Raw genomic sequence first — 24762 nt, forward strand, 5'->3', positions numbered from 1 at the left:
AATGACACGAAACGGATATAATGCCCGGCTTTATTGCTCGTCGGGTCTTCTTTTTCAGCCTGAAAGGTGACAAATGAAGATTCGCAAGGTATTTTACGCGATGCCTCAATGATTGCGGGAGATGGCAGCACGATGGCGCATAAATTACATATTCTGCTTTTAAACGGGCCCAACCTGAATCTGTTGGGAACACGTGAACCTGAGAAGTATGGTCATACCACGCTGAGTCAGATCGTTGACGATTTGACGCGTCAGGCAGACCAGTTGAATGTGGAGTTGAGCCACCTGCAAACCAATGCTGAATTTCAGCTGATTGATCGCATTCATGAGGCCAAAGGCAATGTGGATTACATCATCATTAATCCTGCCGCGTTTACCCATACCAGTGTCGCACTGCGTGATGCCCTGCTGGCGGTAGAAATACCGTTTATCGAGGTTCATCTCTCCAATGTGCATGCCCGCGAGCCCTTCCGTCATCACTCCTATCTTTCTGATGTTTCTGCTGGCGTGATCTGTGGGCTTGGCGCTGACGGCTACACATGGGCTTTACAAACGGCAGTAAAACGCCTGTCTCAAACTAATTAATCAAACTGAGTACGGAACCCCACTCATGGATATTCGTAAAATTAAAAAACTGATCGAACTGGTTGAAGAGTCTGGCATTTCTGAGCTGGAAATCTCTGAAGGTGAAGAGTCCGTTCGCATCAGTCGTGCACCTGCAAACGTGGGTTACCCGATGATGCAGCAGGCTTATGCTGCGCCGGTTCAACAGCCTGCTCTGGCGACAGCCGTTGCCCCTGTTGCAGCAGTTGCCGAAGCGGCACCGGCTGAAATCAGCGGTCACATCGTGCGTTCACCAATGGTAGGTACCTTCTACCGTACGCCGAGCCCGGATGCGAAAGCCTTTGTGGAAGTTGGCCAGAAAGTCAATGCCGGCGATACCCTGTGCATCGTCGAAGCTATGAAAATGATGAACCAGATCGAAGCTGACAAATCAGGCGTGGTGAAAGCTATCCTGGTTGAAAGCGGTCAGCCGGTCGAATTTGACGAGCCACTGGTTATCATCGAGTAACGGGGCAGATCATGCTGGATAAAATTGTTATTGCTAACCGTGGTGAGATCGCACTGCGCATTCTGCGTGCCTGTAAAGAACTGGGCATCAAGACTGTTGCGGTACACTCAAGCGCGGATCGTGACCTGAAGCACGTGCTGCTGGCAGACGAAACCGTCTGCATCGGCCCGGCGCAGTCAGTCAAAAGTTACCTCAACATCCCGGCGCTGATCTCTGCAGCAGAGATCACCGGCGCGGTGGCGATTCACCCCGGCTACGGCTTCCTCTCTGAGAATGCCGATTTTGCTGAGCAGGTTGAGCGCTCCGGCTTTATCTTTATCGGCCCGAAAGCAGACACCATTCGCCTGATGGGTGACAAAGTTTCTGCAATCAATGCGATGAAGAAAGCCGGCGTCCCGACCGTACCCGGTTCTGACGGTTCGCTGACGGATGATATGGAAAAAAACCGTGCCTTTGCCAAGCGCATCGGTTATCCGGTCATCATCAAAGCGTCTGGCGGCGGCGGCGGTCGTGGTATGCGCGTAGTGCGCGGCGACAAAGATCTGGAAGAATCCATCAACATGACGAAAGCGGAAGCCAAAGCGGCTTTCAACAACGACATGGTTTACATGGAGAAGTATCTGGAGAACCCGCGCCACATCGAGATTCAGGTACTGGCTGACGGTCAGGGCAACGCGATCTATCTGGGCGAACGTGACTGCTCCATGCAGCGTCGTCATCAGAAAGTTGTCGAAGAAGCGCCAGGCCCAGGCATCACAGAAGAACAGCGTCGCTTTATCGGCAACCGCTGTTCCCAGGCCTGTATTGAGATTGGCTATCGCGGCGCAGGTACCTTTGAGTTCCTGTACGAAAACGGTGAGTTCTACTTCATTGAGATGAACACCCGTATTCAGGTAGAACATCCGGTAACCGAGATGATCACCGGTGTGGACCTGATCAAAGAGCAACTGCGTATTGCTGCCGGTCAGCCACTGTCAATTAAACAGGAAGATGTGATCATTCGCGGACATGCGGTCGAGTGCCGTATCAACGCCGAAGATCCAGTGACCTTCCTGCCAAGCCCGGGTAAAATCACCCGCTTCCACGCGCCAGGCGGTTTCGGCGTGCGCTGGGAGTCGCATATTTACTCAGGCTACACCGTACCGCCTTATTACGACTCCATGATCGGCAAGCTGATCACCTATGGCGAAACGCGTGACGTGGCTATCGCTCGCATGAAAAATGCGCTGGCGGAACTGATCATCGACGGTATCAAAACCAACGTTGAACTGCAGATGAAAATCATGTCCGACGAAAACTTCCAGCACGGTGGAACCAATATCCACTATCTGGAGAAAAAACTCGGCTTGCACGAGAAATAATCGCAACGCTGAGTCAGTCTGAGGCCGGTTAATCCGGCCTTTTTCTTTTGCCGCTGGCGTTAAGGTTGAATCATGGATGCTCGTTTTATACAGGCACATAAAGAGGCGCGCTGGTCGCTTTACCTCACCCTGCTCTGGCTCGCTGCCTGGGGGCTCTCTGCCTGGCTGGGTGGCAGTGAAATCGGTGTTACCGGCCTGCCGCGCTGGTTTGAACTCTCCTGCCTGTTTGCTCCCCTGTTGTTCATTTTTCTGTGCTGGATGATGGTGCGGGTGATTTTCCGCGACATGCCGCTGGAGGATCAAAGTGAACAGTGAAATTATCCTGCCGTTACTGATTTATCTGGTGCTGATTGCCGCGCTGTCGGTGTTTGCCGTCCGTAAAAAGCGTGAAGGCAGCTTCCTTACTGAATATTTCCTTGGCAGCCGCTCCATGGGCGGATTCGTACTGGCGATGACGCTCACTACCACCTATATCAGCGCCAGCTCATTTATTGGGGGTCCCGGTGCCGCCTACAAATATGGGCTGGGCTGGGTATTGCTGGCGATGGTGCAGGTTCCCGCCGTCTGGCTGTCGCTGGGTGTGCTGGGGAAAAAGTTTGCCATTCTGGCACGCAAGCATAATGCGGTAACGCTGAATGATATGCTCTATGCTCGCTATCAAAGCCCGCTGCTGATCTGGCTGGCGAGTCTGAGTCTGCTGATTGCCTTTATCGGTGCCATGACGGTGCAGTTTATCGGTGGTGCACGGCTGCTCGAAACCGCCGCTGGCATCCCGTATGACACCGGCCTGCTGATTTTTGGTGGCACCATCGCGCTCTATACCGCGTTCGGTGGATTCCGTGCCAGCGTGCTCAATGACGCCATGCAGGGCATTGTGATGCTGATTGGCACTTTTCTGCTGCTGTTCGCAGTGATTCATCAGGCAGGTGGCCTGAGCACGGCGGTGCAGAAACTGCATGACATCGATCCGGCTCTGCTGTCGCCACAGGGGCCGGGCGAGATTATTACGCCAACCTTCCTCAGTTCGTTCGTTGTGCTGGTCTGCTTTGGGGTGATTGGCCTGCCGCACACGGCGGTGCGCTGTATCTCTTATAAAGACAGTAAGGCCGTCCATCGGGCCATTATTCTGGGCACTATTGTCGTGGTGGTGTTGATGCTGGGCATGCATCTGGCCGGTGCGCTGGGCCGCGCGGTACTGCCGAATCTGACCGTACCGGATAGCGTCATTCCGACTCTGATGATCACTGTTCTGCCACCGTTAGCGGCCGGACTGTTTCTGGCAGCCCCGATGGCCGCAATTATGTCGACCATCAATGCCCAGCTGTTACAGGCTTCAGCCACGCTGATTAAAGATCTCTACCTGCGTGTCGCCCCGCAGCAACTGGAAAATGAGTCACGGCTGCGACTGTTATCTGGCACCATTACCTTCGCACTGGGTATCCTGCTGCTGATTGCGGCATGGAATCCGCCCGATATGATTATCTGGCTCAACCTGCTGGCATTTGGCGGCCTGGAGGCGGTTTTCCTCTGGCCGCTGGTTCTCGGCCTCTACTGGGAACGTGCCAATGCCGCAGGCGCCATCACCGGCATGGTAGTGGGTGGAGGCTGCTACGCTTTTATGGCGAGCCTTAACCTGCAGATTCTGGGTTTTCACCCTATCGTGCCCTCCCTGCTTTTAAGCCTGCTGGCATTTCTGGTGGGTAACCTGTTTGGACGCGCGCCGCACGTGGCGGACGCGCCGCAACATTGACGGAAAGAGAGACGTTATGCCGTGGATTCAAATCAAAATTAACAGCTCAGGTGAACATGCGGAAATGCTGAGCGATGCGCTGATGGAGATCGGTGCGGTTTCAGTCACCTTTCAGGATACCAACGACACGCCGGTGTATGAGCCGCTGCCAGGCGAAACGCGCCTGTGGGGCGATACCGACGTTATCGGCCTGTTCGATGCAGAAACGGATATGGCCCTGATTACTGCCGAACTGACACAACATCCGCTGCTGGAAGACGGTTTTCGTCACCGGATCGAGCAGATCGAGGATAAAGACTGGGAGCGCGAATGGATGGAGAACTTCCACCCGATGCGCTTCGGCGAACGTCTCTGGATCTGTCCGAGCTGGCGTGATGTGCCGGATCCTGATGCCGTCAACGTCATGCTCGATCCCGGTCTGGCATTTGGCACCGGCACCCATCCCACCACCTCGCTCTGCCTGACCTGGCTCGATGGGCTGGATCTGGAAGGCAAAACGGTGATCGATTTCGGCTGTGGTTCGGGGATCCTGGCGATCGCCGCACTGAAGCTGGGCGCGGCTCAGGCGATCGGGATTGATATCGATCCGCAGGCTATTCAGGCCAGCCGGGATAATGCTGAGCGCAACGGCGTCTCCGATCGCCTGTCGCTCTATCTGCCCCACCAGCAACCCGAAAATCTGCAGGCTGATGTGGTGGTGGCCAATATCCTGGCCGGCCCGCTACGTGAACTGGCCCCGCTGATCGGTGTACTGCCGAAGTCTGGCGGTCATCTGGGCCTCTCGGGCGTGTTAGAGAGCCAGGCAGAGAGCGTCTGCGAAGCGTATGTCAGCGCGTTCACGCTCGACCCGGTTGCGGTTAAAGAGGAATGGTGCCGGATTACCGGGATTAAATCCTGATTTTTGCGTTTGTCCGTTTGCACTGATATCGCCGTCGTCGTAACAAAGCGGCTTAACAGAATATTCAGCCAACCCGTAGCGTAAGTTGCGGGCTTTCCCGATTTGAAATGGATGCTTGTATCGTTAATCACGGCATGTGACGTTTTTTATCTGGCGAATTGACGTACTTTTCTGGAAAAAATTTTGCTCACAATTTCAGCATAAATAGCTAAATCATTGTTATTTAATAATAATAATGAATAGCATCGATCATCATCCGGATTTCATTGATCTTTCTTGCTGATTGTTCAAAGTTTGGCCTTTCATCTTCCTGCAAAAATGCGTAATATACGCCGCCTTGCAGACACAGTATGGCCATTCTGACTTCATGCGTATTGGAAACCTCCAGCTGAGAAATCGACTGATTGCAGCACCGATGGCCGGTATTACCGACAGGCCGTTCAGGACGCTGTGTCACGAAATGGGTGCAGGCATGGCAGTTTCTGAGATGCTGTCTTCTAACCCGGAAGTCTGGGCTAGCGACAAATCTCGATTACGTATGGTTCACAGTGATGAGCCAGGCATTCGCGCCGTGCAAATTGCCGGTTGCGATCCCAGTGAAATGGCGCAAGCTGCACGCATTAATGTCGAGGCTGGTGCACAGGTCATCGACATTAATATGGGATGCCCTGCCAAGAAGGTTAACCGCAAAATGGCGGGTTCAGCCTTATTGCAATATCCCACCGTGGTGGAGTCCATTCTCTCCGCAGTGGTTAATGCAGTGAACGTGCCGGTCACGCTGAAAATTCGTACTGGCTGGGATCCTGAAAACAGGAACTGTGTCGCGATTGCCCAATTGGCTGAACGCTGCGGTATACAGGCTCTGACGATACATGGTCGCACTCGTGCCTGCCTGTTCAACGGAGAAGCTGAATATGACAGCATTCGGACAGTTAAGCAGAGTGTCTCCATTCCGATTATCGCGAATGGAGACATAACTGACCCGCATAAAGCCAGAGCGGTGCTCGACTATACAGGGGCCGATGCTCTGATGATAGGACGCGCTGCTCAGGGAAGACCGTGGATCTTCCGGGAAATCCAGCATTATCTGGACACTGGGGAGTTGCTTGCCCCGCTGCCGATGGCAGAGGTCAAGCGCTTGCTTGTTTCGCATATACGTGAGCTGCACGACTTTTACGGTTCAGGCAAGGGATACCGTATAGCGCGAAAGCACGTCTCCTGGTACCTGCAGGAGCACGCCCCGAATGACCAGTTTCGGCGCACATTCAACGCCATAGAGGATGCCAGCGAACAGCTGGAGGCGTTGGAGGCATACTTCGAAAATCTTGCGTAACGAAATAAAGAGCTGAAAGAACTATGTTCGAACAACGCGTAAATTCTGACGTACTGACCGTTTCTACCGTTAACTCACAGGATCAGGTAACTCAAAAACCTTTGCGTGATTCGGTTAAACAGGCACTGAAGAACTATTTTGCTCAACTGAATGGTCAGGATGTGAGCGACCTGTATGAGCTGGTTTTGGCTGAAGTCGAGCAGCCTCTGTTGGACATGGTGATGCAGTATACCCGTGGCAACCAGACCCGTGCTGCCCTGATGATGGGTATCAACCGCGGTACGCTGCGTAAGAAATTGAAAAAATACGGCATGAACTGATTTTTAGTTCTGTCTGTTAATCACGCCAGCCTTCGGGCTGGCGTTTTTATTTGTGCGTCATCGCACAAAGTAACGGCAGGAAGCGTGAAACAGTTGCCTGCCGTATGGTAACTATAGTTGCAATCGCTGGTGTGATATTTCACCTTCTCGCTTTTGTCCGCCTGGATTTGATTTAAGTAATGTTCTGTCGCCCGTCTTGCTGCCTGTGCCCGCCACTGCTGGGCATGTGACTTCCTGCGCATAAAAAAGTAACGCCTTCCTTTCATACATTTCTGCCTGAGCGAGCGCTCACACTGCTCTCATCTAGTGAAACTATTTGCACTAAATGTGATCGGGTCGACTCGCATTGCTTCCTTTTGGTGCGCCATATTAGCGAAACTTTCCAGGTGCTTCTGATTATTAACCGTTCTTTCATACGAATTCAGGATCCTGCAAACCTGGCATCAGCTTTGCAGAGTCGTGAATGGCTGACCGCCACAGACAGGAAAAACGCACACTAAAGTGCGCAAACATAACAACATGATCCCGCCACACAGGATGCTTTATGAAAAAGATGATGCTCTCTACGCTGATCGCTGCCGCCTCGCTGGTTGCCATTGCTCAGCAGGCACACGCAGGCACCACACTGGATGCGATTAAGAAAAAAGGTTTTGTTCAATGTGGTATCAGTGACGGCCTGCCGGGCTTCTCCTATGCAGATGCTGGCGGCAAGTTTACCGGTATCGATGTGGATGTGTGTCGTGCTGCTGCTGCCGCGGTATTCGGCGATGCGACCAAAGTGAAATACACCCCGCTGACCGCGAAAGAGCGTTTTACCGCGCTGCAGTCAGGCGAAGTGGATGTACTTTCACGTAATACCACCTGGACCTCATCGCGTGATGGCGGCATGGGCTTCCTGTTTGCGGGCGTGAACTATTACGACGGCATCGGCTTCCTGACTCACCAGAAAGCCGGACTTAAAAGTGCGAAAGAGCTGGATGGTGCCACCGTCTGTATTCAGGCTGGAACCGACACCGAGCTGAACGTGGCAGACTTCTTCAAAGCCAACAAAATGCAATATACGCCGGTGACCTTTGATCGCTCTGACGAATCTGCTAAGGCGCTGGACAGCGGTCGCTGCGATACGCTGGCGTCCGATCAGTCTCAGCTTTATGCCTTGCGTATTAAGCTCGGCAAACCTGACGAGTTTATCGTCCTGCCAGAAGTGATCTCCAAAGAGCCGCTGGGACCGCTGGTGCGTCGTGGCGATGATGACTGGTTCACTATCGTCAAATGGTCGCTTTACGCCATGCTGAATGCCGAAGAGATGGGCATCAACTCGAAGAACGTTGATCAGATGACAGCTAAACCGACCACGCCAGATATGGCGCATCTGCTGGGTGCTGAGGGTGATTTTGGTAAAGATCTGAAGCTGGATAATAAGTGGGCCTACAACATCATCAAACAGGTCGGCAACTATCAGGAAAGCTTTGACCGCAACGTCGGTAAAGACAGTGCACTGAAGATCGCGCGCGGTCAGAATGCGTTGTGGAACCAGGGCGGGATTCAATACGCACCACCGGTACGTTAACAGACCTCACCAATCGGGCACCGTATTCTGCGGTGCCCTACCCCGGCTTTCGTTACTGAGGTTTCAACATGTCACAACGCCCAACCGTGAAAAGGGATTTTTCATTTGGTAATCCCACGGTTCGCGCCTGGATTTATCAGTTCATCGCCGTCGTCGCGGTGCTTGGTGTGGTGGGTTATCTGGTACATAACACCATCATTAACCTCGCCAATCGCGGCATTACATCAGGGTTTGGATTTCTTGAGCGCACTGCCGGCTTCGGCATCGTTCAGCATCTGATAGAGTACACGGAGGGAGATACCTACGCACGCGTGTTTCTGGTCGGATTAACCAACACGCTGTTGGTTTCTGCACTCTGTATTGTTTTTGCGTCAATTCTCGGCTTTGCGGTCGGTCTTGCCCGTCTTTCTGACAACTGGCTGCTGCGGAAACTCTCGAATATCTATATCGAAACCTTCCGTAATATCCCCCCTCTGCTGCAAATCTTCTTCTGGTACTTCGCGGTATTACGCAATCTGCCAGGCCCACGTCAGGCGCTGAATGCGTTCGACCTGGCCTATGTCAGCAATCGCGGACTCTACGTCCCGTGGCCAACCTATGCACCAGGCAGCTGGCCGTTTGTTATCGCACTGCTGCTGGCCGTGGCTGTCAGCTATGGCCTGTACCGCTTTAACCGTCAGCATCAGCTGAAAACCGGTGAGTTACGTCGTACATGGCCCGCAGCCGTTGCAATGCTCATCCTCTTTCCTTTGCTTGCACACCTTGGGTTTGGAGCAGCGACGCACTGGGATGTGCCGCAACTACGCGGGTTCAATTTCCGTGGCGGCTCGGTGATGATTCCGGAACTGGCAGCACTGACGCTGGCACTGTCGATCTATACCTCGTCGTTTATTGCTGAAGTGATCCGATCCGGGATTCAGTCGGTGCCACATGGTCAGCACGAAGCTGCACGATCGCTGGGTCTGCCGAATCCGGTGACGCTGCGTCAGGTGATTATTCCACAGGCCATGCGCGTCATTATTCCGCCGCTCACCAGCCAGTATCTGAACATCGTGAAGAACTCCTCACTGGCCGCTGCTATCGGTTATCCCGATATGGTGTCGCTGTTCGCGGGATCGGTGCTGAATCAGACCGGTCAGGCTATTGAGACAATTGCTATCACAATGGGCGTTTACCTGATTATCAGTCTGCTGATATCGCTGCTTATGAACTTCTACAACCGCAAAATTGCGCTGGTTGAGCGTTAAGAGAACGGGATAACTATGTCTGTCACTACGCATGAAACGCCCCCCATCCCGACGACGCCTGTCAGTCGCGCCTGGCTTTGGGCTCGTAAGAATCTGTTTTCCAGCTGGTTTAATACGTTACTGACGCTGTTTTGCATCTGGGTCATCTGGCACGTCATTCCGCCTGCGCTGAACTGGCTGATCTTTCAGGCTAACTGGATCGGTACGACACGCGCCGATTGCACTAAAGAAGGTGCCTGTTGGGTCTTTATCCATGCTCGTTTCGGTCAGTTCATGTATGGGCTTTATCCACATGAGCTGCGCTGGCGTATTAACCTGGCGCTGGTGATTGGCCTGCTGTCGATTGTGCCGATGTTCCTCAAAAGCCTGCCCTACCGTGGACGCTACATTGCGGCCTGGGCCGTCATCTATCCGGTGATTGTCTGGTTCCTGCTGTATGGCGGCTATCTGGGACTGGAACGTGTGGAAACACGTCAGTGGGGCGGGTTAACGCTGACGCTGATTATCGCGTCGGTGGGGATTGCTGGTGCGCTGCCGCTGGGCATCCTGCTGGCGCTTGGCCGTCGCTCACGGATGCCGGTTGTGCGTACGCTGTCGATTATCTTTATCGAGTTCTGGCGCGGCGTTCCGCTGATTACCGTGCTGTTTATGTCATCGGTGATGCTGCCGCTGTTTATGTCTGAAGGTACGACTATCGACAAGCTGGTACGTGCGCTGGTCGGTGTGATCCTGTTCCAGTCTGCTTATGTGGCGGAAGTGGTGCGCGGTGGCCTGCAGGCATTACCGAAGGGTCAGTATGAGGCTGCAGAATCGCTGGCGCTGGGCTACTGGAAAACGCAGATGTTGGTCATTCTTCCCCAGGCACTGAAGCTCACCATCCCTGGCCTGGTTAACACCATCATCGCGCTGTTTAAAGATACCAGCCTGGTCATCATCATTGGTCTTTTCGATCTGTTCAGCAGCGTCCAGCAGGCAACGGTCGATCCAACCTGGCTGGGCATGTCGACTGAAGGTTATGTCTTTGCTGCACTGGTCTATTGGATTTTCTGTTTTAGCATGTCGCGCTACAGCCAGTATCTGGAAAGGCGCTTTCACACCGGGCGTACATCGCACTGAGGTTTTACATGACTGACTCTATAACACACTCTTCCGACGCGTTGATGATTTCGCTTGAGAACGTGAATAAATGGTACGGGCAGTTTCACGTATTGAAAGACATCAACCTGCAGGTTAAACCCCGTGAGCGCATCGTGCTGTGCGGCCCTTCTGGCTCCGGCAAATCGACCACGATCCGCTGCATCAACCATCTGGAAGAGCATCAGCAGGGACGCATTATTGTTGACGGTATCCATCTTAATGACGACGTACGTAACATTGAGCGCGTACGCACAGAAGTGGGGATGGTATTTCAGCACTTCAATCTCTTCCCGCATCTGACTGTTTTGCAAAACTGCACGCTGGCACCTTCCTGGGTGAGAAAGATTCCAAAGAAGGAAGCGGATGAACTGGCCATGCACTATCTGCAACGCGTGCGCATTGCAGAGCATGCACATAAGTTTCCGGGTCAGCTTTCCGGCGGACAGCAGCAACGCGTCGCCATCGCTCGCTCACTCTGTATGAAACCAAAAATTATGCTGTTTGATGAGCCAACCTCAGCGCTGGATCCGGAGATGGTTAAAGAGGTGCTGGACACGATGATTGGTCTGGCGGAGGATGGGATGACCATGCTGTGCGTCACCCACGAAATGGGCTTTGCCCGAACGGTTGCCGACCGGGTGATCTTTATGGATCGGGGTGAGATCGTCGAAGTTGCCCCACCGCAGGAGTTCTTTTCTAATCCAAAATCGGAGCGTACCCGGGCGTTTTTATCGCAGGTTATTCACTGATTACCGACCCCGTTATCTTACCACCCGGCCTGGTGCCGGGTTTTTTATGGCATTTATACACTTTAATCAGCTGAATGAGCCGATGCGGTGATAAAGGCACAGAAAACCGGGCTGATATGAGGGAGTTTTAGTGCGGATTATCGGATTGCCACAACGAAAAAAGCCCTTCGCATACGCGAAGGGCTCTCTCTTATTTGATGCCTGGCAGTTCCCTACTCTCGCATGGGGAGACCCCACACTACCATCGGCGCTACGGCGTTTCACTTCTGAGTTCGGCATGGGGTCAGGTGGGACCACCGCGCTACAGCCGCCAGGCAAATTCTTTTATTTACCGAACTCGTGTCTTAACTGGTGCTGATACCCAGAGTCGAACTGGGGACCTCACCCTTACCAAGGGTGCGCTCTACCAACTGAGCCATATCAGCACACTAAATTTGATGCCTGGCAGTTCCCTACTCTCGCATGGGGAGGCCCCACACTACCATCGGCGCTACGGCGTTTCACTTCTGAGTTCGGCATGGGGTCAGGTGGGACCACCGCGCTAAAGCCGCCAGGCAAATCTTGGTGCACGAAACGAATCTTTTACGCCATGACCGCGTTGCCATCGCTCAGCCACACCGGTCACATACCTCAGTATGCTCCCGCTGATGTCTTCGCTCTGCGCCTTGTCACGCCGCAAAATCTTTCGTTTCCGCTAATTTTATCCGGAATAAGCTGAAAATCGTGTCTCTCAAAAACGCCTCTGGCGTTGTAAGGTTAAGCCTCACGGGTCATTAGTACCGGTTAGCTCAACGCATCGCTGCGCTTACACACCCGGCCTATCAACGTCGTAGTCTTCAACGTCCCTTCAGGACCCTCAAGGGGTCAGGGAGAACTCATCTCGGGGCAAGTTTCGTGCTTAGATGCTTTCAGCACTTATCTTTTCCGCACTTAGCTACCGGGCAGTGCCATTGGCATGACAACCCGAACACCAGTGGTGCGTTCACTCCGGTCCTCTCGTACTAGGAGCAACCCCCCTCAATTCTCCAGCGCCCACGGCAGATAGGGACCGAACTGTCTCACGACGTTCTAAACCCAGCTCGCGTACCACTTTAAACGGCGAACAGCCGTACCCTTGGGACCTACTTCAGCCCCAGGATGTGATGAGCCGACATCGAGGTGCCAAACACCGCCGTCGATATGAACTCTTGGGCGGTATCAGCCTGTTATCCCCGGAGTACCTTTTATCCGTTGAGCGATGGCCCTTCCATTCAGAACCACCGGATCACTATGACCTGCTTTCGCACCTGCTCGAGCCGTCACTCTCGCAGTCAAGCCAGCTTATGCCATTGCACTAACCTCACGATGTCCGACCGTGATTAGCTGACCTTCGTGCTCCTCCGTTACTCTTTAGGAGGAGACCGCCCCAGTCAAACTACCCACCAGACACTGTCCGCAGCCCGGATAACGGGCCTACGTTAGAACATCAAACATTAAAGGGTGGTATTTCAAGGTTGGCTCCACGCAGACTGGCGTCCGCGCTTCAAAGCCTCCCACCTATCCTACACATCAAGGCTCAATGTTCAGTGTCAAGCTGTAGTAAAGGTTCACGGGGTCTTTCCGTCTTGCCGCGGGTACACTGCATCTTCACAGCGAGTTCAATTTCACTGAGTCTCGGGTGGAGACAGCCTGGCCATCATTACGCCATTCGTGCAGGTCGGAACTTACCCGACAAGGAATTTCGCTACCTTAGGACCGTTATAGTTACGGCCGCCGTTTACCGGGGCTTCGATCAAGAGCTTCTCCTTGCGGATAACCCCATCAATTAACCTTCCGGCACCGGGCAGGCGTCACACCGTATACGTCCACTTTCGTGTTTGCACAGTGCTGTGTTTTTAATAAACAGTTGCAGCCAGCTGGTATCTTCGACTGGCTTCGGCTCGGGGAGTAAATCCCTCCACCTACGCGCCAGCGTGCCTTCTCCCGAAGTTACGGCACCATTTTGCCTAGTTCCTTCACCCGAGTTCTCTCAAGCGCCTTGGTATTCTCTACCTGACCACCTGTGTCGGTTTGGGGTACGATTCTGTGTTACCTGATGCTTAGAGGCTTTTCCTGGAAGCTGGGCATTTATCACTTCAGCACCGTAGTGCCTCGTCGTCACGCCTCAGCGTTAATAAGGGACCGGATTTACCTGGACCCTCCGCCTACACGCTTAAACCGGGACAACCGTCGCCCGGCTGATATAGCCTTCTCCGTCCCCCCTTCGCAGTAACACCGAGTACAGGAATATTAACCTGTTTCCCATCGACTACGCCTTTCGGCCTCGCCTTAGGGGTCGACTCACCCTGCTCCGATTAACGTTGAACAGGAACCCTTGGTCTTCCGGCGAGCGGGCTTTTCACCCGCTTTATCGTTACTTATGTCAGCATTCGCACTTCTGATACCTCCAGCATGCCTCACAGCACACCTTCGACGGCTTACAGAACGCTCCCCTACCCAACAACACATAGTGTCGCTGCCGCAGCTTCGGTGCATGGTTTAGCCCCGTTACATCTTCCGCGCAGGCCGACTCGACCAGTGAGCTATTACGCTTTCTTTAAATGATGGCTGCTTCTAAGCCAACATCCTGGCTGTCTGTGCCTTCCCACATCGTTTCCCACTTAACCATGACTTTGGGACCTTAGCTGGCGGTCTGGGTTGTTTCCCTCTTCACGACGGACGTTAGCACCCGCCGTGTGTCTCCCGTGATAACATTCTCCGGTATTCGCAGTTTGCATCGGGTTGGTAAGCCGGGATGGCCCCCTAGCCGAAACAGTGCTCTACCCCCGGAGATGAGTTCACGAGGCGCTACCTAAATAGCTTTCGGGGAGAACCAGCTATCTCCCGGTTTGATTGGCCTTTCACCCCCAGCCACAGGTCATCCGCTAATTTTTCAACATTAGTCGGTTCGGTCCTCCAGTTAGTGTTACCCAACCTTCAACCTGCCCATGGCTAGATCACCGGGTTTCGGGTCTATACCCTGCAACTTAACGCCCAGTTAAGACTCGGTTTCCCTGCGGCTCCCCTATACGGTTAACCTTGCTACAGAATATAAGTCGCTGACCCATTATACAAAAGGTACGCAGTCACCCCCGTAAAGAGGGCTCCCACTGCTTGTACGTACACGGTTTCAGGTTCTGTTTCACTCCCCTCGCCGGGGTTCTTTTCGCCTTTCCCTCACGGTACTGGTTCACTATCGGTCAGTCAGGAGTATTTAGCCTTGGAGGATGGTCCCCCCATATTCAGACAGGATACCACGTGTCCCGCCTTACTCATCGAGCTCACAGCGCGTGTGCTTTTGTGTACGGGAGTATCACCCTGTACCCTGCGACTTTCCAGACGCTTCCACTAACACACATGCTGATTCAGGCTCTGGGCTGCTCCCCGTTCGCTCGCCGCTACTGGGGGAATCTCGGTTGATTTCTTTTCCTCGGGGTACTTAGATGTTTCAGTTCCCCCGGTTCGCCTTGCAGCACTATGTATTCATGCTGCAATGATGCACAGAGTGCACCGGGTTTCCCCATTCGGACATCGACGGCTGTAGCGGTTCATATCACCTTACCGTCGCTTTACGCAGATTAGCACGTCCTTCATCGCCTCTGACTGCCTGGGCATCCACCGTGTACGCTTAGTCGCTTAACCTCACAACCCACAGGCGTTTTGCAACGCTGCAGACTGCAAGCATTTGAGAGACTCGAACGTGCCGCGTTTTTCATTCTTATTACGGAGAATGAAAGCGACACGTCGTTTCAATTTTCAGCTTGTTCCGGATTGTTAAAGAGCAATATCTTAAACATGACTCGTAAGTCATCTTTAAGATATGTGGGCAACATCTTTCACCTGTCACCAAGCTTTGGCGTCCCCTAGGGGATTCGAACCCCTGTTACCGCCGTGAAAGGGCGGTGTCCTGGGCCTCTAGACGAAGGGGACAATTAAGTCTGTCTTCGAAAGACACTTTGCTCGTTATTTTCTATCAGACAATCTGTGTGGACACTGCGCGGGAAGGTATCTTCAGGTAAGGAGGTGATCCAACCGCAGGTTCCCCTACGGTTACCTTGTTACGACTTCACCCCAGTCATGAATCACAAAGTGGTAAGCGCCCTCCCGAAGGTTAAGCTACCTACTTCTTTTGCAACCCACTCCCATGGTGTGACGGGCGGTGTGTACAAGGCCCGGGAACGTATTCACCGTGGCATTCTGATCCACGATTACTAGCGATTCCGACTTCACGGAGTCGAGTTGCAGACTCCGATCCGGACTACGACGCACTTTGTGAGGTCCGCTTGCTCTCGCGAGGTCGCTTCTCTTTGTATGCGCCATTGTAGCACGTGTGTAGCCCTACTCGTAAGGGCCATGATGACTTGACGTCATCCCCACCTTCCTCCGGTTTATCACCGGCAGTCTCCTTTGAGTTCCCGACCGAATCGCTGGCAACAAAGGATAAGGGTTGCGCTCGTTGCGGGACTTAACCCAACATTTCACAACACGAGCTGACGACAGCCATGCAGCACCTGTCTCACGGTTCCCGAAGGCACTAAGGCATCTCTGCCGAATTCCGTGGATGTCAAGAGTAGGTAAGGTTCTTCGCGTTGCATCGAATTAAACCACATGCTCCACCGCTTGTGCGGGCCCCCGTCAATTCATTTGAGTTTTAACCTTGCGGCCGTACTCCCCAGGCGGTCGACTTAACGCGTTAGCTCCGGAAGCCACTCCTCAAGGGAACAACCTCCAAGTCGACATCGTTTACGGCGTGGACTACCAGGGTATCTAATCCTGTTTGCTCCCCACGCTTTCGCACCTGAGCGTCAGTCTTTGTCCAGGGGGCCGCCTTCGCCACCGGTATTCCTCCAGATCTCTACGCATTTCACCGCTACACCTGGAATTCTACCCCCCTCTACAAGACTCAAGCCTGCCAGTTTCAAATGCAGTTCCCAGGTTAAGCCCGGGGATTTCACATCTGACTTAACAGACCGCCTGCGTGCGCTTTACGCCCAGTAATTCCGATTAACGCTTGCACCCTCCGTATTACCGCGGCTGCTGGCACGGAGTTAGCCGGTGCTTCTTCTGCGGGTAACGTCAATCGGCGCGGTTATTAACCGCACCGCCTTCCTCCCCGCTGAAAGTACTTTACAACCCGAAGGCCTTCTTCATACACGCGGCATGGCTGCATCAGGCTTGCGCCCATTGTGCAATATTCCCCACTGCTGCCTCCCGTAGGAGTCTGGACCGTGTCTCAGTTCCAGTGTGGCTGGTCATCCTCTCAGACCAGCTAGGGATCGTCGCCTAGGTGGGCCATTACCCCGCCTACTAGCTAATCCCATCTGGGTTCATCCGATAGTGAGAGGCCCGAAGGTCCCCCTCTTTGGTCTTGCGACGTTATGCGGTATTAGCCACCGTTTCCAGTGGTTATCCCCCTCTATCGGGCAGATCCCCAGACATTACTCACCCGTCCGCCACTCGTCACCCGAGAGCAAGCTCTCTGTGCTACCGTCCGACTTGCATGTGTTAGGCCTGCCGCCAGCGTTCAATCTGAGCCATGATCAAACTCTTCAATTTAAGTTTGATTTGCTTAAACAAGTTAAGCGGTGCTCATCTGTAAAACGTCATAATGAATTTCATTATGTGTTCACTCGTGAGGCTTTGATATTTTTGTGCGTCCAAAGACGCTGATATCAATCCTGCGAGTGCCCACACAGATTGTCTGATAAATTGTTAAAGAGCAGTGCGAACAGTGCGTTAGCGTCCTGTCGCGAGGTGGCGTATATTACGCTTTCCTCCTGCAGAGTCAACCTCTTTCTCAGAAGTTTTCTCCGGCGGGTCAGTCTCCTGAACCTTCAACCCGTTTCCCGTTGCCGGTGTGCCGTGTCGATGGAGGCGCATTATAGGGATCCCGTTTCAGAGCACAACCCTTTTTTAGGATCTTTTATCTGAACGGTTATAAATGATCCAGATTGATGAGATCGCCAGCGATCCGGGTCAGAATTGGCTTGTCAGCTGGCTAAAATGGCATCAGGCTGCAGTGAAAACAGAACAAAGGAGAACAAGATGACTTCCGCCCTACGCCCCTATAAAGATCTTTTCCCGCAAACTGGCCAGCGCGTGATGGTCGATCCAAGCAGTGTTGTCGTCGGTGATGTGATTATGGAGGATGATGTGAGCATCTGGCCGCTGGTTGCGATCAGGGGTGATGTGAATCAGGTCCGCATTGGTGCCCGTACTAATGTGCAGGACGGCAGTGTTCTGCACGTCACACATAAATCAGCCGCCAACCCGCTGGGCTTTCCTCTTATTATTGGCGAGGACGTCACCGTCGGGCATAAAGCGATGCTACACGGCTGTACCATTGGCGATCGCGTGCTGGTCGGAATGGGATCGATTCTGCTGGATGGCGTAATAGTAGAAGAAGAGGTGATGATTGGTGCCGGAAGCCTGGTGCCGCCCGGTAAAAGACTGGAGAGCGGCTATCTCTATCTGGGTAGCCCGGTAAAGCAGGTCAGGCCGCTGAATGACAGTGAGAAGGAAGGTCTGCGCTATTCCGCCAATAACTATGTTGGCTGGAAAGAGGATTATCTGGCGGGAGATAGCCAGACCCAGCCCTGAGCATCCACGTTATCCTGACGAACAGCCGCTTCGGCCTCATCTTCCAGATCCCAACGATGGTGCCGAAACAGCGCCATCGCCTCCCCTTTACCAAAACGTGAAGCCAGCGAATCGCGGCTGATTGCACAATTCAGCCGCATGCCATTGACCAGTACTGGAAAACAGACTGCGTTTAGTTCAGCGTCATAGGTTTCCTCATCCGGGAACTGTATCGCCTGATTCATGGCTGCATGTTCTGCTTAAGCTGAGCAATCACCGGCGTGATTTCCGGCATCACACCGTGCCATAGATAGAAGGAATGCGCAGCCTGCCCCACCAGCATCCCCAGTCCATCGGCCAGATGATGAGTCCCCTGCGCCTGACACCCGCGTAAAAAAGGCGTTAGCCCGCTTTGGTAAAACATGTCATAACAGCGCACATCTGAATGGATTACTTCTGCAGGTAAAGGAGGCGTTTCTCCATTCACACCACTTGACGTGGCGTTGATGATCAGATTAAAGCGCTGATCCGTCAGTTGCTCAAAACCAGATGCCCGGATACTCCCGCTCGCGCTAAACAGGTTCGCCAGCTCTTCAGCGCGCGCGGCTGTACGATTGACGACGGTAAGCGTCACGCCTGCTGAAAGCAGCGGCAGAACGACACCGCGAGCGGCCCCGCCCGCTCCCACCAGCAAGACATTATCGCCAGCGTTGATCATATTTAGCCGTTCAAGATCGCTTAACAAGCCGATACCATCCGTGTTGTCTCCCAGGATTTGCCCATCACTGAGCTTTTTGACGGTGTTTACCGCACCGGACAGAGCTGCACGTTCGCTGAGCTGATCGGCAAATTCCCATGCCTGCTGTTTGAAAGGTAACGTCACGTTGGCACCACGACCTCCCTGCTCGAAAAAAGCAGAAAGCGATTGAGGAAAACCATCAACCGGGGCACAGATGCGACCATAGCGATGTTCAATGCCCGTCTGCTCAGCAAAAGCCTGATGGATTAGCGGCGATTTACTGTGGCTGATCGGATTACCGAAAACGGCGAAGTGATCCATAAATTAACCCTGACGTATAAGTTCGCCGCTGATGACATCGCGGATTTCAGAAGGATTGAGTCGTCCACCCGTTTTACCCGCCAGAACCGGGAACTGCTCACCAAACTGCTGCTTCACTTCTTCTGCTGTGCGGCAGGGAGGGAGGCCTGACAGATTTGCGCTGGTCGAGACCAGCGGTTTGCCAAACGCGCGGCATAGCGCCTGAACATCCGGATGATCACTGACGCGAATGGCCAGTGAATCAAACTGTCCGGTAAGCCAGCGAGGCGTCTGTGGCGGTACCGGTACGACAAAAGTCACCGGGCCGGGCCAGCGGGCAAACATCCGCTCCCGCTGGATTACAGAAAGTTCGCGCGCCGAGATGTAAGGCTCAAGCTGACTGTAATCAGCCGCAATGAGGATGAGCCCCTTCTCTACCGGGCGCTGTTTGAGTGCCAGCAGGGCCATAACGGCAGATTCACTGTCAGGGTCACAGCCCAGACCAAATACGGCTTCCGTAGGATAGGCGATGACCGCCTGACGATTCAGATGCTCTAAACAGGACTCAAGTGAATCGGCGAGGTGTTGATTTTCCATGGTCTATGAATTCTCTTCAGCGATGGCTTTGCCACAACTCTTACTGGCGCAGAAGCGCTTAACGCCCTGAGCCGTCTTTTTCTCAACTAACAGCGGATACTCACAATAAGGACAGATTCCGGCAACGGGTGTCAGATTGACGACAAACTGACAGGCCGGATAACGATCGCAGGAGTGAAACGTTTTGCCATAACGGGAACGCCGCTGAACTAACCGGCCTTCATGGCACTGTGGGCAGGCCAGCGAGGTTTCATCCGGTTTATCGATGGTTTCTGTGTATCCGCATTCCGGATAGAGGCTGCAGCCGATGAACATGCCAAAACGCCCCTGCCGCAACACTTTATCCGCACCGCATTCAGGACAGGCATGGCCTTGCAGCACTTTGACCACATGGCCATCGGCCTGACCTTTTAAAGGTCGAATGTAGTCACAAGCCGGGTAGTTCGTGCAGCCCAGAAAAGGACCGTGTTTACCGGAGCGGATAACCAGTTCTGCCCCGCAAGCGGGGCAGGGATCCTGTTTACGCACGGTGAAGAGTGCAGCTTTACTCATAGCGATCAATGCATGAAAGGAAATTTAATGCAGCATACCTTCATTGGCGTCGAATAGCAGTTCTTCCATCTGCTGATAGGCATTTTCACATCCCGGGATGTTGAACAACACCATCAGCACCACCCATTTGAGATCCTCAAGGTCAAACTCAGAGGTATCCAGCGCCATGATACGTTCGATGACCATTTCACGGGTTTCCAGGTTCAGCACCTGAATCTGCTCCAGGAACAGCAGGAAACCACGGCTGTCAGCATCTAAACGTTTGCTCTCTTCATCGGTATAAATACGCATGGAGAGCGGATCATTTGTCAGTAAAATTGGTTCTACCAGTCCTTCCTGATAGTCAGCCAGTCTTTCTAACCAGTTCAGCGCACTGTAAACATCTTCACGATGGAACCCGGCATCCGTCAGGTCGTCTGTCAATCTGTCCTGATCAACACCCATTTCTGCTTCGTTGTGGATATATGTTTCAAACAAGTACATCAGTACGTCGAACATGGCATGCCCTCCTCAATCGGACATAGCCGCCGGGTACAGCTGCGATCCATCCTGCTAACTCCAGTTCCAGCAACTGAGCTGAGATAACTGGCACAGATTGGCCGGCACGTTCAGCGACAACGTCAACAGGTGTAACATCATCTCCTACGTTAGCCAACACATCAGCAAATGGCAATGGAGCATCGTCCCTCACCTCAGAATAAATTTCATCCGCCTGAGCCACAGGTAGCCAGTTAAGTGCATTTGCCAGATCTTCTACGATGTTATTGGGATGAGCCACCAGCAGCGCGCCCTGCTGAATCAGCCAGTTTACGCCTTCGCTTAACGGGTTGCCGAGTGCGCCAGGTAAAGCATAGACATTGCGATTTTGCTCCAGCGCATAACGGGCCGTCACCAGTGAGCCACTTTTCAGCGAGGCTTCTACCACCAGCACACCGTGGCTCAGGCCGCTAATGATACGATTGCGGCGTGGAAAATTAAGGGGATGCGGTATGGTCGTCAGTGGAAACTCAGAAACGATAGCACCGCCCTGCTCGACGATCTCGGCGGCAAGGCCTGTATGGTTTTTGGGATAGAGACGCTGCAATCCGCTTCCTAACACTGCCACCGTTTTACCGCCCACGTTGAGTGCGGCCTGATGTGCAACGCCATCAATACCCCGCGCCAGTCCGCTGGTGATAGTCAATCCGCCCGCGCTTAAATGCTGGGTAAACCAGTCACACCAGTAACGACCATAGTGGGAGCTGTTTCGGCTCCCCACAATGGCTAACTGTGGTGTAGTGATAACGGCAGGATCGCCATCAATATAGAGCAGGGGCGGAAAACGATTGGTTTCTTTAAGACGGGCTGGATAAGCTGCATCCAGAGCGGTAATCAGATGATGAGCCGGACTCTGCGCCAGCCAGGAACAGATTTGCTCAATATTTTTTTCATTAAATTCATAATATTGCTGCCGCTGGCTGGCGTCTAACCCAAGCCGGATAAGCTGCTCATCGTCTGCCGGTCCGGCACCTGTCTGCTGCGCCACGTCAACCCAGCGTTTCCCTGTCATTCCGGTGACGGCAGCCAGCCGCACATACTGCCCTATTTTGTCCATCTCCTGCTCCCTGATCGCCCTTGCTTCCTGCCGCACAATGCTGTCAATCAGGCCTCGAAAAGTCTACAATATGAGGCAGTAATCTTTTCTTAACCGAATACAGATCTGGATATTTATGTCAGTTTTGCAGGTATTACATTTCCCTGACGAGCGTCTTCGCAAAGTCGCCGCGCCCGTTAAAGAAGTTAACGCAGACATTCAGCGTATCGTTGATGATATGTTCGAGACGATGTATGCCGAAGAAGGTATAGGTCTTGCGGCTACGCAGGTCGATATTCATCAGCGCATTATCGTGATTGATGTCTCTGAAAGTCGTGAAGAGCGTTTAGTCCTGATCAACCCTGAGCTGCTGGAAAAAAGCGGCGAAACCGGTATTGAAGAGGGTTGCCTCTCTATTCCGGAACAGCGCGCATTTGTTCCACGTGCCGAGCGGGTAAAGGTTCGCGCCCTTGATCGTGACGGTAAAAGTTTCGAGCTGGAAGCCAGCGAGTTACTGGCCATCTGCATCCAGCATGAGATTGATCATCTGGAAGGCAAACTGTTTATTGATTATCTGTCGCCTCTGAAGCGGCAACGAATCAAAACTAAATTAGAGAAACTGGCGCGTCAGAACGCGCAGGCTTCCTGAGATCTTAAGAAGGGATAAACGTGTCTGCCCCGCTAAAAATCATCTTTGCCGGCACACCTGACTTCGCAGCGCGTCATCTTGACGCGCTGCTTGCTTCTGAACATCAGGTTATCGGCGTATTCACCCAACCTGATCGTCCTGCGGGTCGCGGTAACAAACTCACCCCAGGCCCGGTCAAAACGCTGGCGCTGTCACATGACATTCCGGTTTATCAGCCGAAGTCTCTGCGACCTGAAGAAAATCAGCGACTGGTCGCTGATCTGAAGGCCGATGTGATGGTAGTTGTGGCCTACGGATTGATTCTGCCCAAGGCCGTGCTGGATATGCCACGTCTCGGCTGTATCAACGTTCATGGTTCGCTGCTGCCGCGCTGGCGCGGAGCCGCGCCTATTCAGCGCGCTCTGTGGGCTGGCGACAGTGAAACCGGCGTGACCATTATGCAGATGGACGTCGGTCTGGATACTGGCGATATGCTGCATAAGCTCGCTTGTCCGATTACTGCCCACGATACCAGTGCAACGCTCTATGACAAGCTCGCGCAGCTTGGTCCACAGGGGCTGCTGGATACGCTGACCTTACTGAGCACACAGCAGGCTTCACCTGAAAAACAGGATGAGACTCTGGCCAACTATGCTGAGAAGCTTAGTAAAGAGGAGGCGCGTCTTGACTGGACACTCTCAGCAGAACAGCTCGAACGCTGTATTCGCGCGTTTAACCCGTGGCCGATGAGCTTTTTCACCATTGATGATCAACCCGTAAAAGTCTGGCAGGCAAGTGTCCTGCCTCACTGCGATCGTTCGCTGGGTGAAATAATCAGTGCGGATAAGCATGGCATACAGGTAGCGACGGCTCAGGGTGTACTTAATCTGCTGCAGTTACAGCCCGCCGGTAAAAAACCGATGTCGGCTCAGGATCTTCTCAACTCGCGCCGGGAATGGTTTGAACCTGGAACCCTTCTGGACTGACTCTCAGGCCCGGTCACTCACCGGGCCTTTTGTTTGATGACAAAACCTTATGACTAAATCAATCAACCTGCGTAGCCTCTCCGCTCAACTTATTGAGCGCGTTGTCGACAAGGGCGAATCCCTGAATACGGCACTCCCCGCCGCCCAGAAAAAACTCTCTGACAAAGATAGCGCGTTAGTGCAGGAAATCTGTTTTGGCGTATTGCGCACATTGCCGCAGCTGGAAGCGCTAATCGGCAAACTGATGGAGCGTCCACTGACAGGCAAACAGCGGGTTCTGCACTATCTGATTATGGTCGGTCTTTATCAGCTGGAATATACCCGCGTACCTGCCCATGCCGCACTGGCAGAAACCGTCGCGGGCGCCGAAGTCCTGAAGCGTACCAGCCTGAAAGGCTTGTTAAATGGTGTATTACGCCAGTTTCAGCGCCAGCGGGAAGAGCTGCTCGCCAGCATTCAGGATGGCCCACAGCGTTATCTGCATCCGGGATGGCTGCTAAAGCGATTGCAGCATGCCTGGCCGGAACAGTGGCAACAGATTGTGGAAGCCAATAATCTGCGTCCGCCGATGTGGCTGCGGATTAACCGTCAGCACCAGGATCGTGACGCGTGGCTGCACAAGCTGGTTGAAAGTGGCAGGAATGCACAACCGGCTGACGACGTGCCGGATGCGCTGCGGCTTGACGCCCCTGCCCCCGTCAGTCAGTTACCTGGGTTTGATCGGGGTTGGGTAACCGTGCAGGATTTGTCCGCTCAGCGCTGTGCGTTACTGCTTGAACCGCAAAACGGCGAACAGATCCTGGATTTATGCGCGGCTCCCGGCGGCAAAACGACCCACATCCTTGAAATCGCGCCGGAAGCCCATGTAATGGCCGTCGACGTGGATGCGCAACGCCTTAAACGCGTGGAGGAGAATCTGCAGCGACTGGGCATGAAAGCAGACATTAAACAGGGTGATGGACGGACGCCGCAGCAGTGGTGCGGTGATCGTCAGTTTGACCGGATTCTGCTGGATGCGCCCTGCTCTGCAACCGGTGTTATCCGACGCCATCCCGACATTAAGTGGCTGCGTCGCGATCGTGATATCGCTGAGCTGGCAAAGCTTCAGAGCGAAATTCTTGATGCTATCTGGCCACACCTTAAACCCGGCGGTACGCTGATTTATGCGACCTGCTCTATCCTGCCAGAAGAGAATCATCAGCAGATAGACGCTTTCCTGCAACGCCAGCACGACGCCCAGGCGGAACCGTTGTGGGATGCGTCCGCTAACGGGTTGCAGGTATTCCCGGAAGCCGAGGGCGGAGATGGTTTCTTCTACGCTAAGCTGATAAAGAAATCGGGTACAAACTGAGA

22 protein-coding genes, 2 tRNA genes and 4 rRNA genes are annotated in these 24762 nt (G+C 53.4%); 16 read left to right on the forward strand and 12 right to left on the reverse strand.

Features of this window, described 5'->3' with window-relative positions:
• Positions 1–132: 132 nt before the first annotated feature.
• The 12 genes from aroQ to NIM72_RS10085 all read left to right on the forward strand — a co-directional run bounded on the left by aroQ (position 133) and on the right by NIM72_RS10085 (position 11437).
• A complete protein-coding gene (aroQ, locus tag NIM72_RS10030) occupies positions 133–585 on the forward strand; it encodes a type II 3-dehydroquinate dehydratase (RefSeq protein WP_033734740.1) in 453 nt (150 codons plus the stop codon).
• A gap of 25 nt (positions 586–610) precedes the next feature.
• On the forward strand, positions 611–1072 hold the full coding sequence (gene accB, locus NIM72_RS10035; RefSeq protein WP_013359212.1) for an acetyl-CoA carboxylase biotin carboxyl carrier protein: 462 nt from the start codon (positions 611–613) through the stop codon (positions 1070–1072).
• 11 nt (positions 1073–1083) lie between these two features.
• On the forward strand, positions 1084–2433 hold the full coding sequence (accC, locus tag NIM72_RS10040) for an acetyl-CoA carboxylase biotin carboxylase subunit (protein ID WP_013359213.1): 1350 nt from the start codon (positions 1084–1086) through the stop codon (positions 2431–2433).
• A gap of 72 nt (positions 2434–2505) precedes the next feature.
• Entirely contained in the window at positions 2506–2748 is a 243-nt protein-coding gene (locus NIM72_RS10045) for a YhdT family protein (protein WP_033784124.1), read from the forward strand.
• On the forward strand, positions 2738–4183 hold the full coding sequence (gene panF, locus NIM72_RS10050) for a sodium/pantothenate symporter (protein ID WP_161735979.1): 1446 nt from the start codon (positions 2738–2740) through the stop codon (positions 4181–4183). The genes NIM72_RS10045 and panF overlap by 11 nt, the downstream gene beginning before the upstream one ends.
• Positions 4184–4199: 16 nt before the next feature.
• Positions 4200–5081 carry a 50S ribosomal protein L11 methyltransferase gene (gene prmA, locus NIM72_RS10055; protein WP_253420198.1) on the forward strand — a complete coding sequence of 294 codons (882 nt, stop codon included), beginning with the start codon at positions 4200–4202 and terminating at the stop codon, positions 5079–5081.
• Between the two features lie 367 nt (positions 5082–5448).
• Positions 5449–6414: a tRNA dihydrouridine synthase DusB gene (dusB, locus tag NIM72_RS10060; RefSeq protein ID WP_031592707.1), complete on the forward strand. Its 966-nt coding sequence runs from the start codon at positions 5449–5451 to the stop codon at positions 6412–6414.
• Positions 6415–6437: 23 nt separating this feature from the next.
• Positions 6438–6734: a DNA-binding transcriptional regulator Fis gene (fis, locus tag NIM72_RS10065; RefSeq protein ID WP_003855228.1), complete on the forward strand. Its 297-nt coding sequence runs from the start codon at positions 6438–6440 to the stop codon at positions 6732–6734.
• 544 nt (positions 6735–7278) lie between these two features.
• The gene (locus NIM72_RS10070) at positions 7279–8304 is read left to right on the forward strand and encodes an amino acid ABC transporter substrate-binding protein (RefSeq protein WP_013359218.1); all 1026 of its coding nucleotides are present in this window, start codon (positions 7279–7281) and stop codon (positions 8302–8304) included.
• A 68-nt stretch (positions 8305–8372) separates the two neighbouring features.
• A complete protein-coding gene (locus tag NIM72_RS10075; RefSeq protein WP_033784127.1) occupies positions 8373–9551 on the forward strand; it encodes an amino acid ABC transporter permease in 1179 nt (392 codons plus the stop codon).
• Between the two features lie 15 nt (positions 9552–9566).
• Positions 9567–10667: an amino acid ABC transporter permease gene (locus tag NIM72_RS10080; protein ID WP_253420201.1), complete on the forward strand. Its 1101-nt coding sequence runs from the start codon at positions 9567–9569 to the stop codon at positions 10665–10667.
• Positions 10668–10675: 8 nt separating this feature from the next.
• Complete coding sequence (locus NIM72_RS10085) at positions 10676–11437, forward strand: amino acid ABC transporter ATP-binding protein (protein ID WP_161735976.1); 762 nt, start codon at positions 10676–10678, stop codon at positions 11435–11437.
• A gap of 199 nt (positions 11438–11636) precedes the next feature.
• Here NIM72_RS10085 and rrf (NIM72_RS10090) read toward each other — a convergent pair.
• The 6 genes from rrf (NIM72_RS10090) to NIM72_RS10115 form a co-directional block, all read right to left on the reverse strand.
• Positions 11637–11752 (reverse strand): 5S ribosomal RNA (gene rrf, locus NIM72_RS10090).
• A 34-nt stretch (positions 11753–11786) separates the two neighbouring features.
• Positions 11787–11862, reverse strand: a tRNA-Thr gene (locus tag NIM72_RS10095).
• A 14-nt stretch (positions 11863–11876) separates the two neighbouring features.
• Positions 11877–11992: ribosomal RNA gene (gene rrf / locus NIM72_RS10100) — 5S ribosomal RNA — on the reverse strand.
• Between the two features lie 197 nt (positions 11993–12189).
• A 23S ribosomal RNA gene (locus NIM72_RS10105) occupies positions 12190–15097 on the reverse strand.
• A gap of 212 nt (positions 15098–15309) precedes the next feature.
• Positions 15310–15385 (reverse strand) — tRNA-Glu (locus tag NIM72_RS10110).
• 86 nt (positions 15386–15471) lie between these two features.
• Positions 15472–17011: ribosomal RNA gene (locus NIM72_RS10115) — 16S ribosomal RNA — on the reverse strand.
• The 16S, 23S and 5S rRNA genes sit together here with 2 tRNA genes alongside, the layout of an rRNA operon.
• 489 nt (positions 17012–17500) lie before the next feature.
• Between NIM72_RS10115 and NIM72_RS10120 the strand changes: the two genes are divergently transcribed.
• Complete coding sequence (locus NIM72_RS10120; RefSeq protein WP_222924929.1) at positions 17501–18055, forward strand: gamma carbonic anhydrase family protein; 555 nt, start codon at positions 17501–17503, stop codon at positions 18053–18055.
• Here NIM72_RS10120 and NIM72_RS10125 read toward each other — a convergent pair.
• The 6 genes from NIM72_RS10125 to dprA are packed head-to-tail and all read right to left on the reverse strand — an operon-like array spanning position 18022 to position 21816.
• Entirely contained in the window at positions 18022–18279 is a 258-nt protein-coding gene (locus NIM72_RS10125) for a DUF1488 domain-containing protein (protein WP_161736882.1), read from the reverse strand. The genes NIM72_RS10120 and NIM72_RS10125 overlap by 34 nt on opposite strands.
• Positions 18276–19094, reverse strand: coding sequence for a shikimate dehydrogenase (aroE, locus tag NIM72_RS10130; protein WP_253420205.1), 819 nt, complete (start codon positions 19092–19094; stop codon positions 18276–18278). Before aroE ends, NIM72_RS10125 begins: the two co-directional genes overlap by 4 nt.
• Before the next feature lie 3 nt (positions 19095–19097).
• Entirely contained in the window at positions 19098–19670 is a 573-nt protein-coding gene (tsaC, locus tag NIM72_RS10135) for an L-threonylcarbamoyladenylate synthase type 1 TsaC (protein ID WP_253420208.1), read from the reverse strand.
• 3 nt (positions 19671–19673) lie between these two features.
• A complete protein-coding gene (locus tag NIM72_RS10140; protein ID WP_161736879.1) occupies positions 19674–20222 on the reverse strand; it encodes a topoisomerase DNA-binding C4 zinc finger domain-containing protein in 549 nt (182 codons plus the stop codon).
• A 24-nt stretch (positions 20223–20246) separates the two neighbouring features.
• A complete protein-coding gene (gene smg / locus NIM72_RS10145; protein WP_013359228.1) occupies positions 20247–20720 on the reverse strand; it encodes a DUF494 family protein Smg in 474 nt (157 codons plus the stop codon).
• Positions 20692–21816, reverse strand: coding sequence for a DNA-protecting protein DprA (dprA, locus tag NIM72_RS10150; RefSeq protein ID WP_253420212.1), 1125 nt, complete (start codon positions 21814–21816; stop codon positions 20692–20694). Before dprA ends, smg begins: the two co-directional genes overlap by 29 nt.
• Positions 21817–21931: 115 nt before the next feature.
• Here dprA and def point away from each other — a divergent pair, with 115 nt between their 5' ends.
• The 3 genes from def to rsmB are packed head-to-tail and all read left to right on the forward strand — an operon-like array spanning position 21932 to position 24760.
• Positions 21932–22444 carry a peptide deformylase gene (gene def, locus NIM72_RS10155; RefSeq protein WP_013359230.1) on the forward strand — a complete coding sequence of 171 codons (513 nt, stop codon included), beginning with the start codon at positions 21932–21934 and terminating at the stop codon, positions 22442–22444.
• Between the two features lie 20 nt (positions 22445–22464).
• Positions 22465–23409: a methionyl-tRNA formyltransferase gene (fmt, locus tag NIM72_RS10160; protein WP_161736877.1), complete on the forward strand. Its 945-nt coding sequence runs from the start codon at positions 22465–22467 to the stop codon at positions 23407–23409.
• 49 nt (positions 23410–23458) lie between these two features.
• A complete protein-coding gene (gene rsmB, locus NIM72_RS10165; RefSeq protein WP_253420214.1) occupies positions 23459–24760 on the forward strand; it encodes a 16S rRNA (cytosine(967)-C(5))-methyltransferase RsmB in 1302 nt (433 codons plus the stop codon).
• Positions 24761–24762: the final 2 nt, after the last annotated feature.

Origin of the sequence: Pantoea sp. B550 (assembly GCF_024158165.1) — a bacterium.
In the GTDB taxonomy this organism is placed as follows: domain Bacteria; phylum Pseudomonadota; class Gammaproteobacteria; order Enterobacterales; family Enterobacteriaceae; genus Pantoea; species Pantoea alfalfae.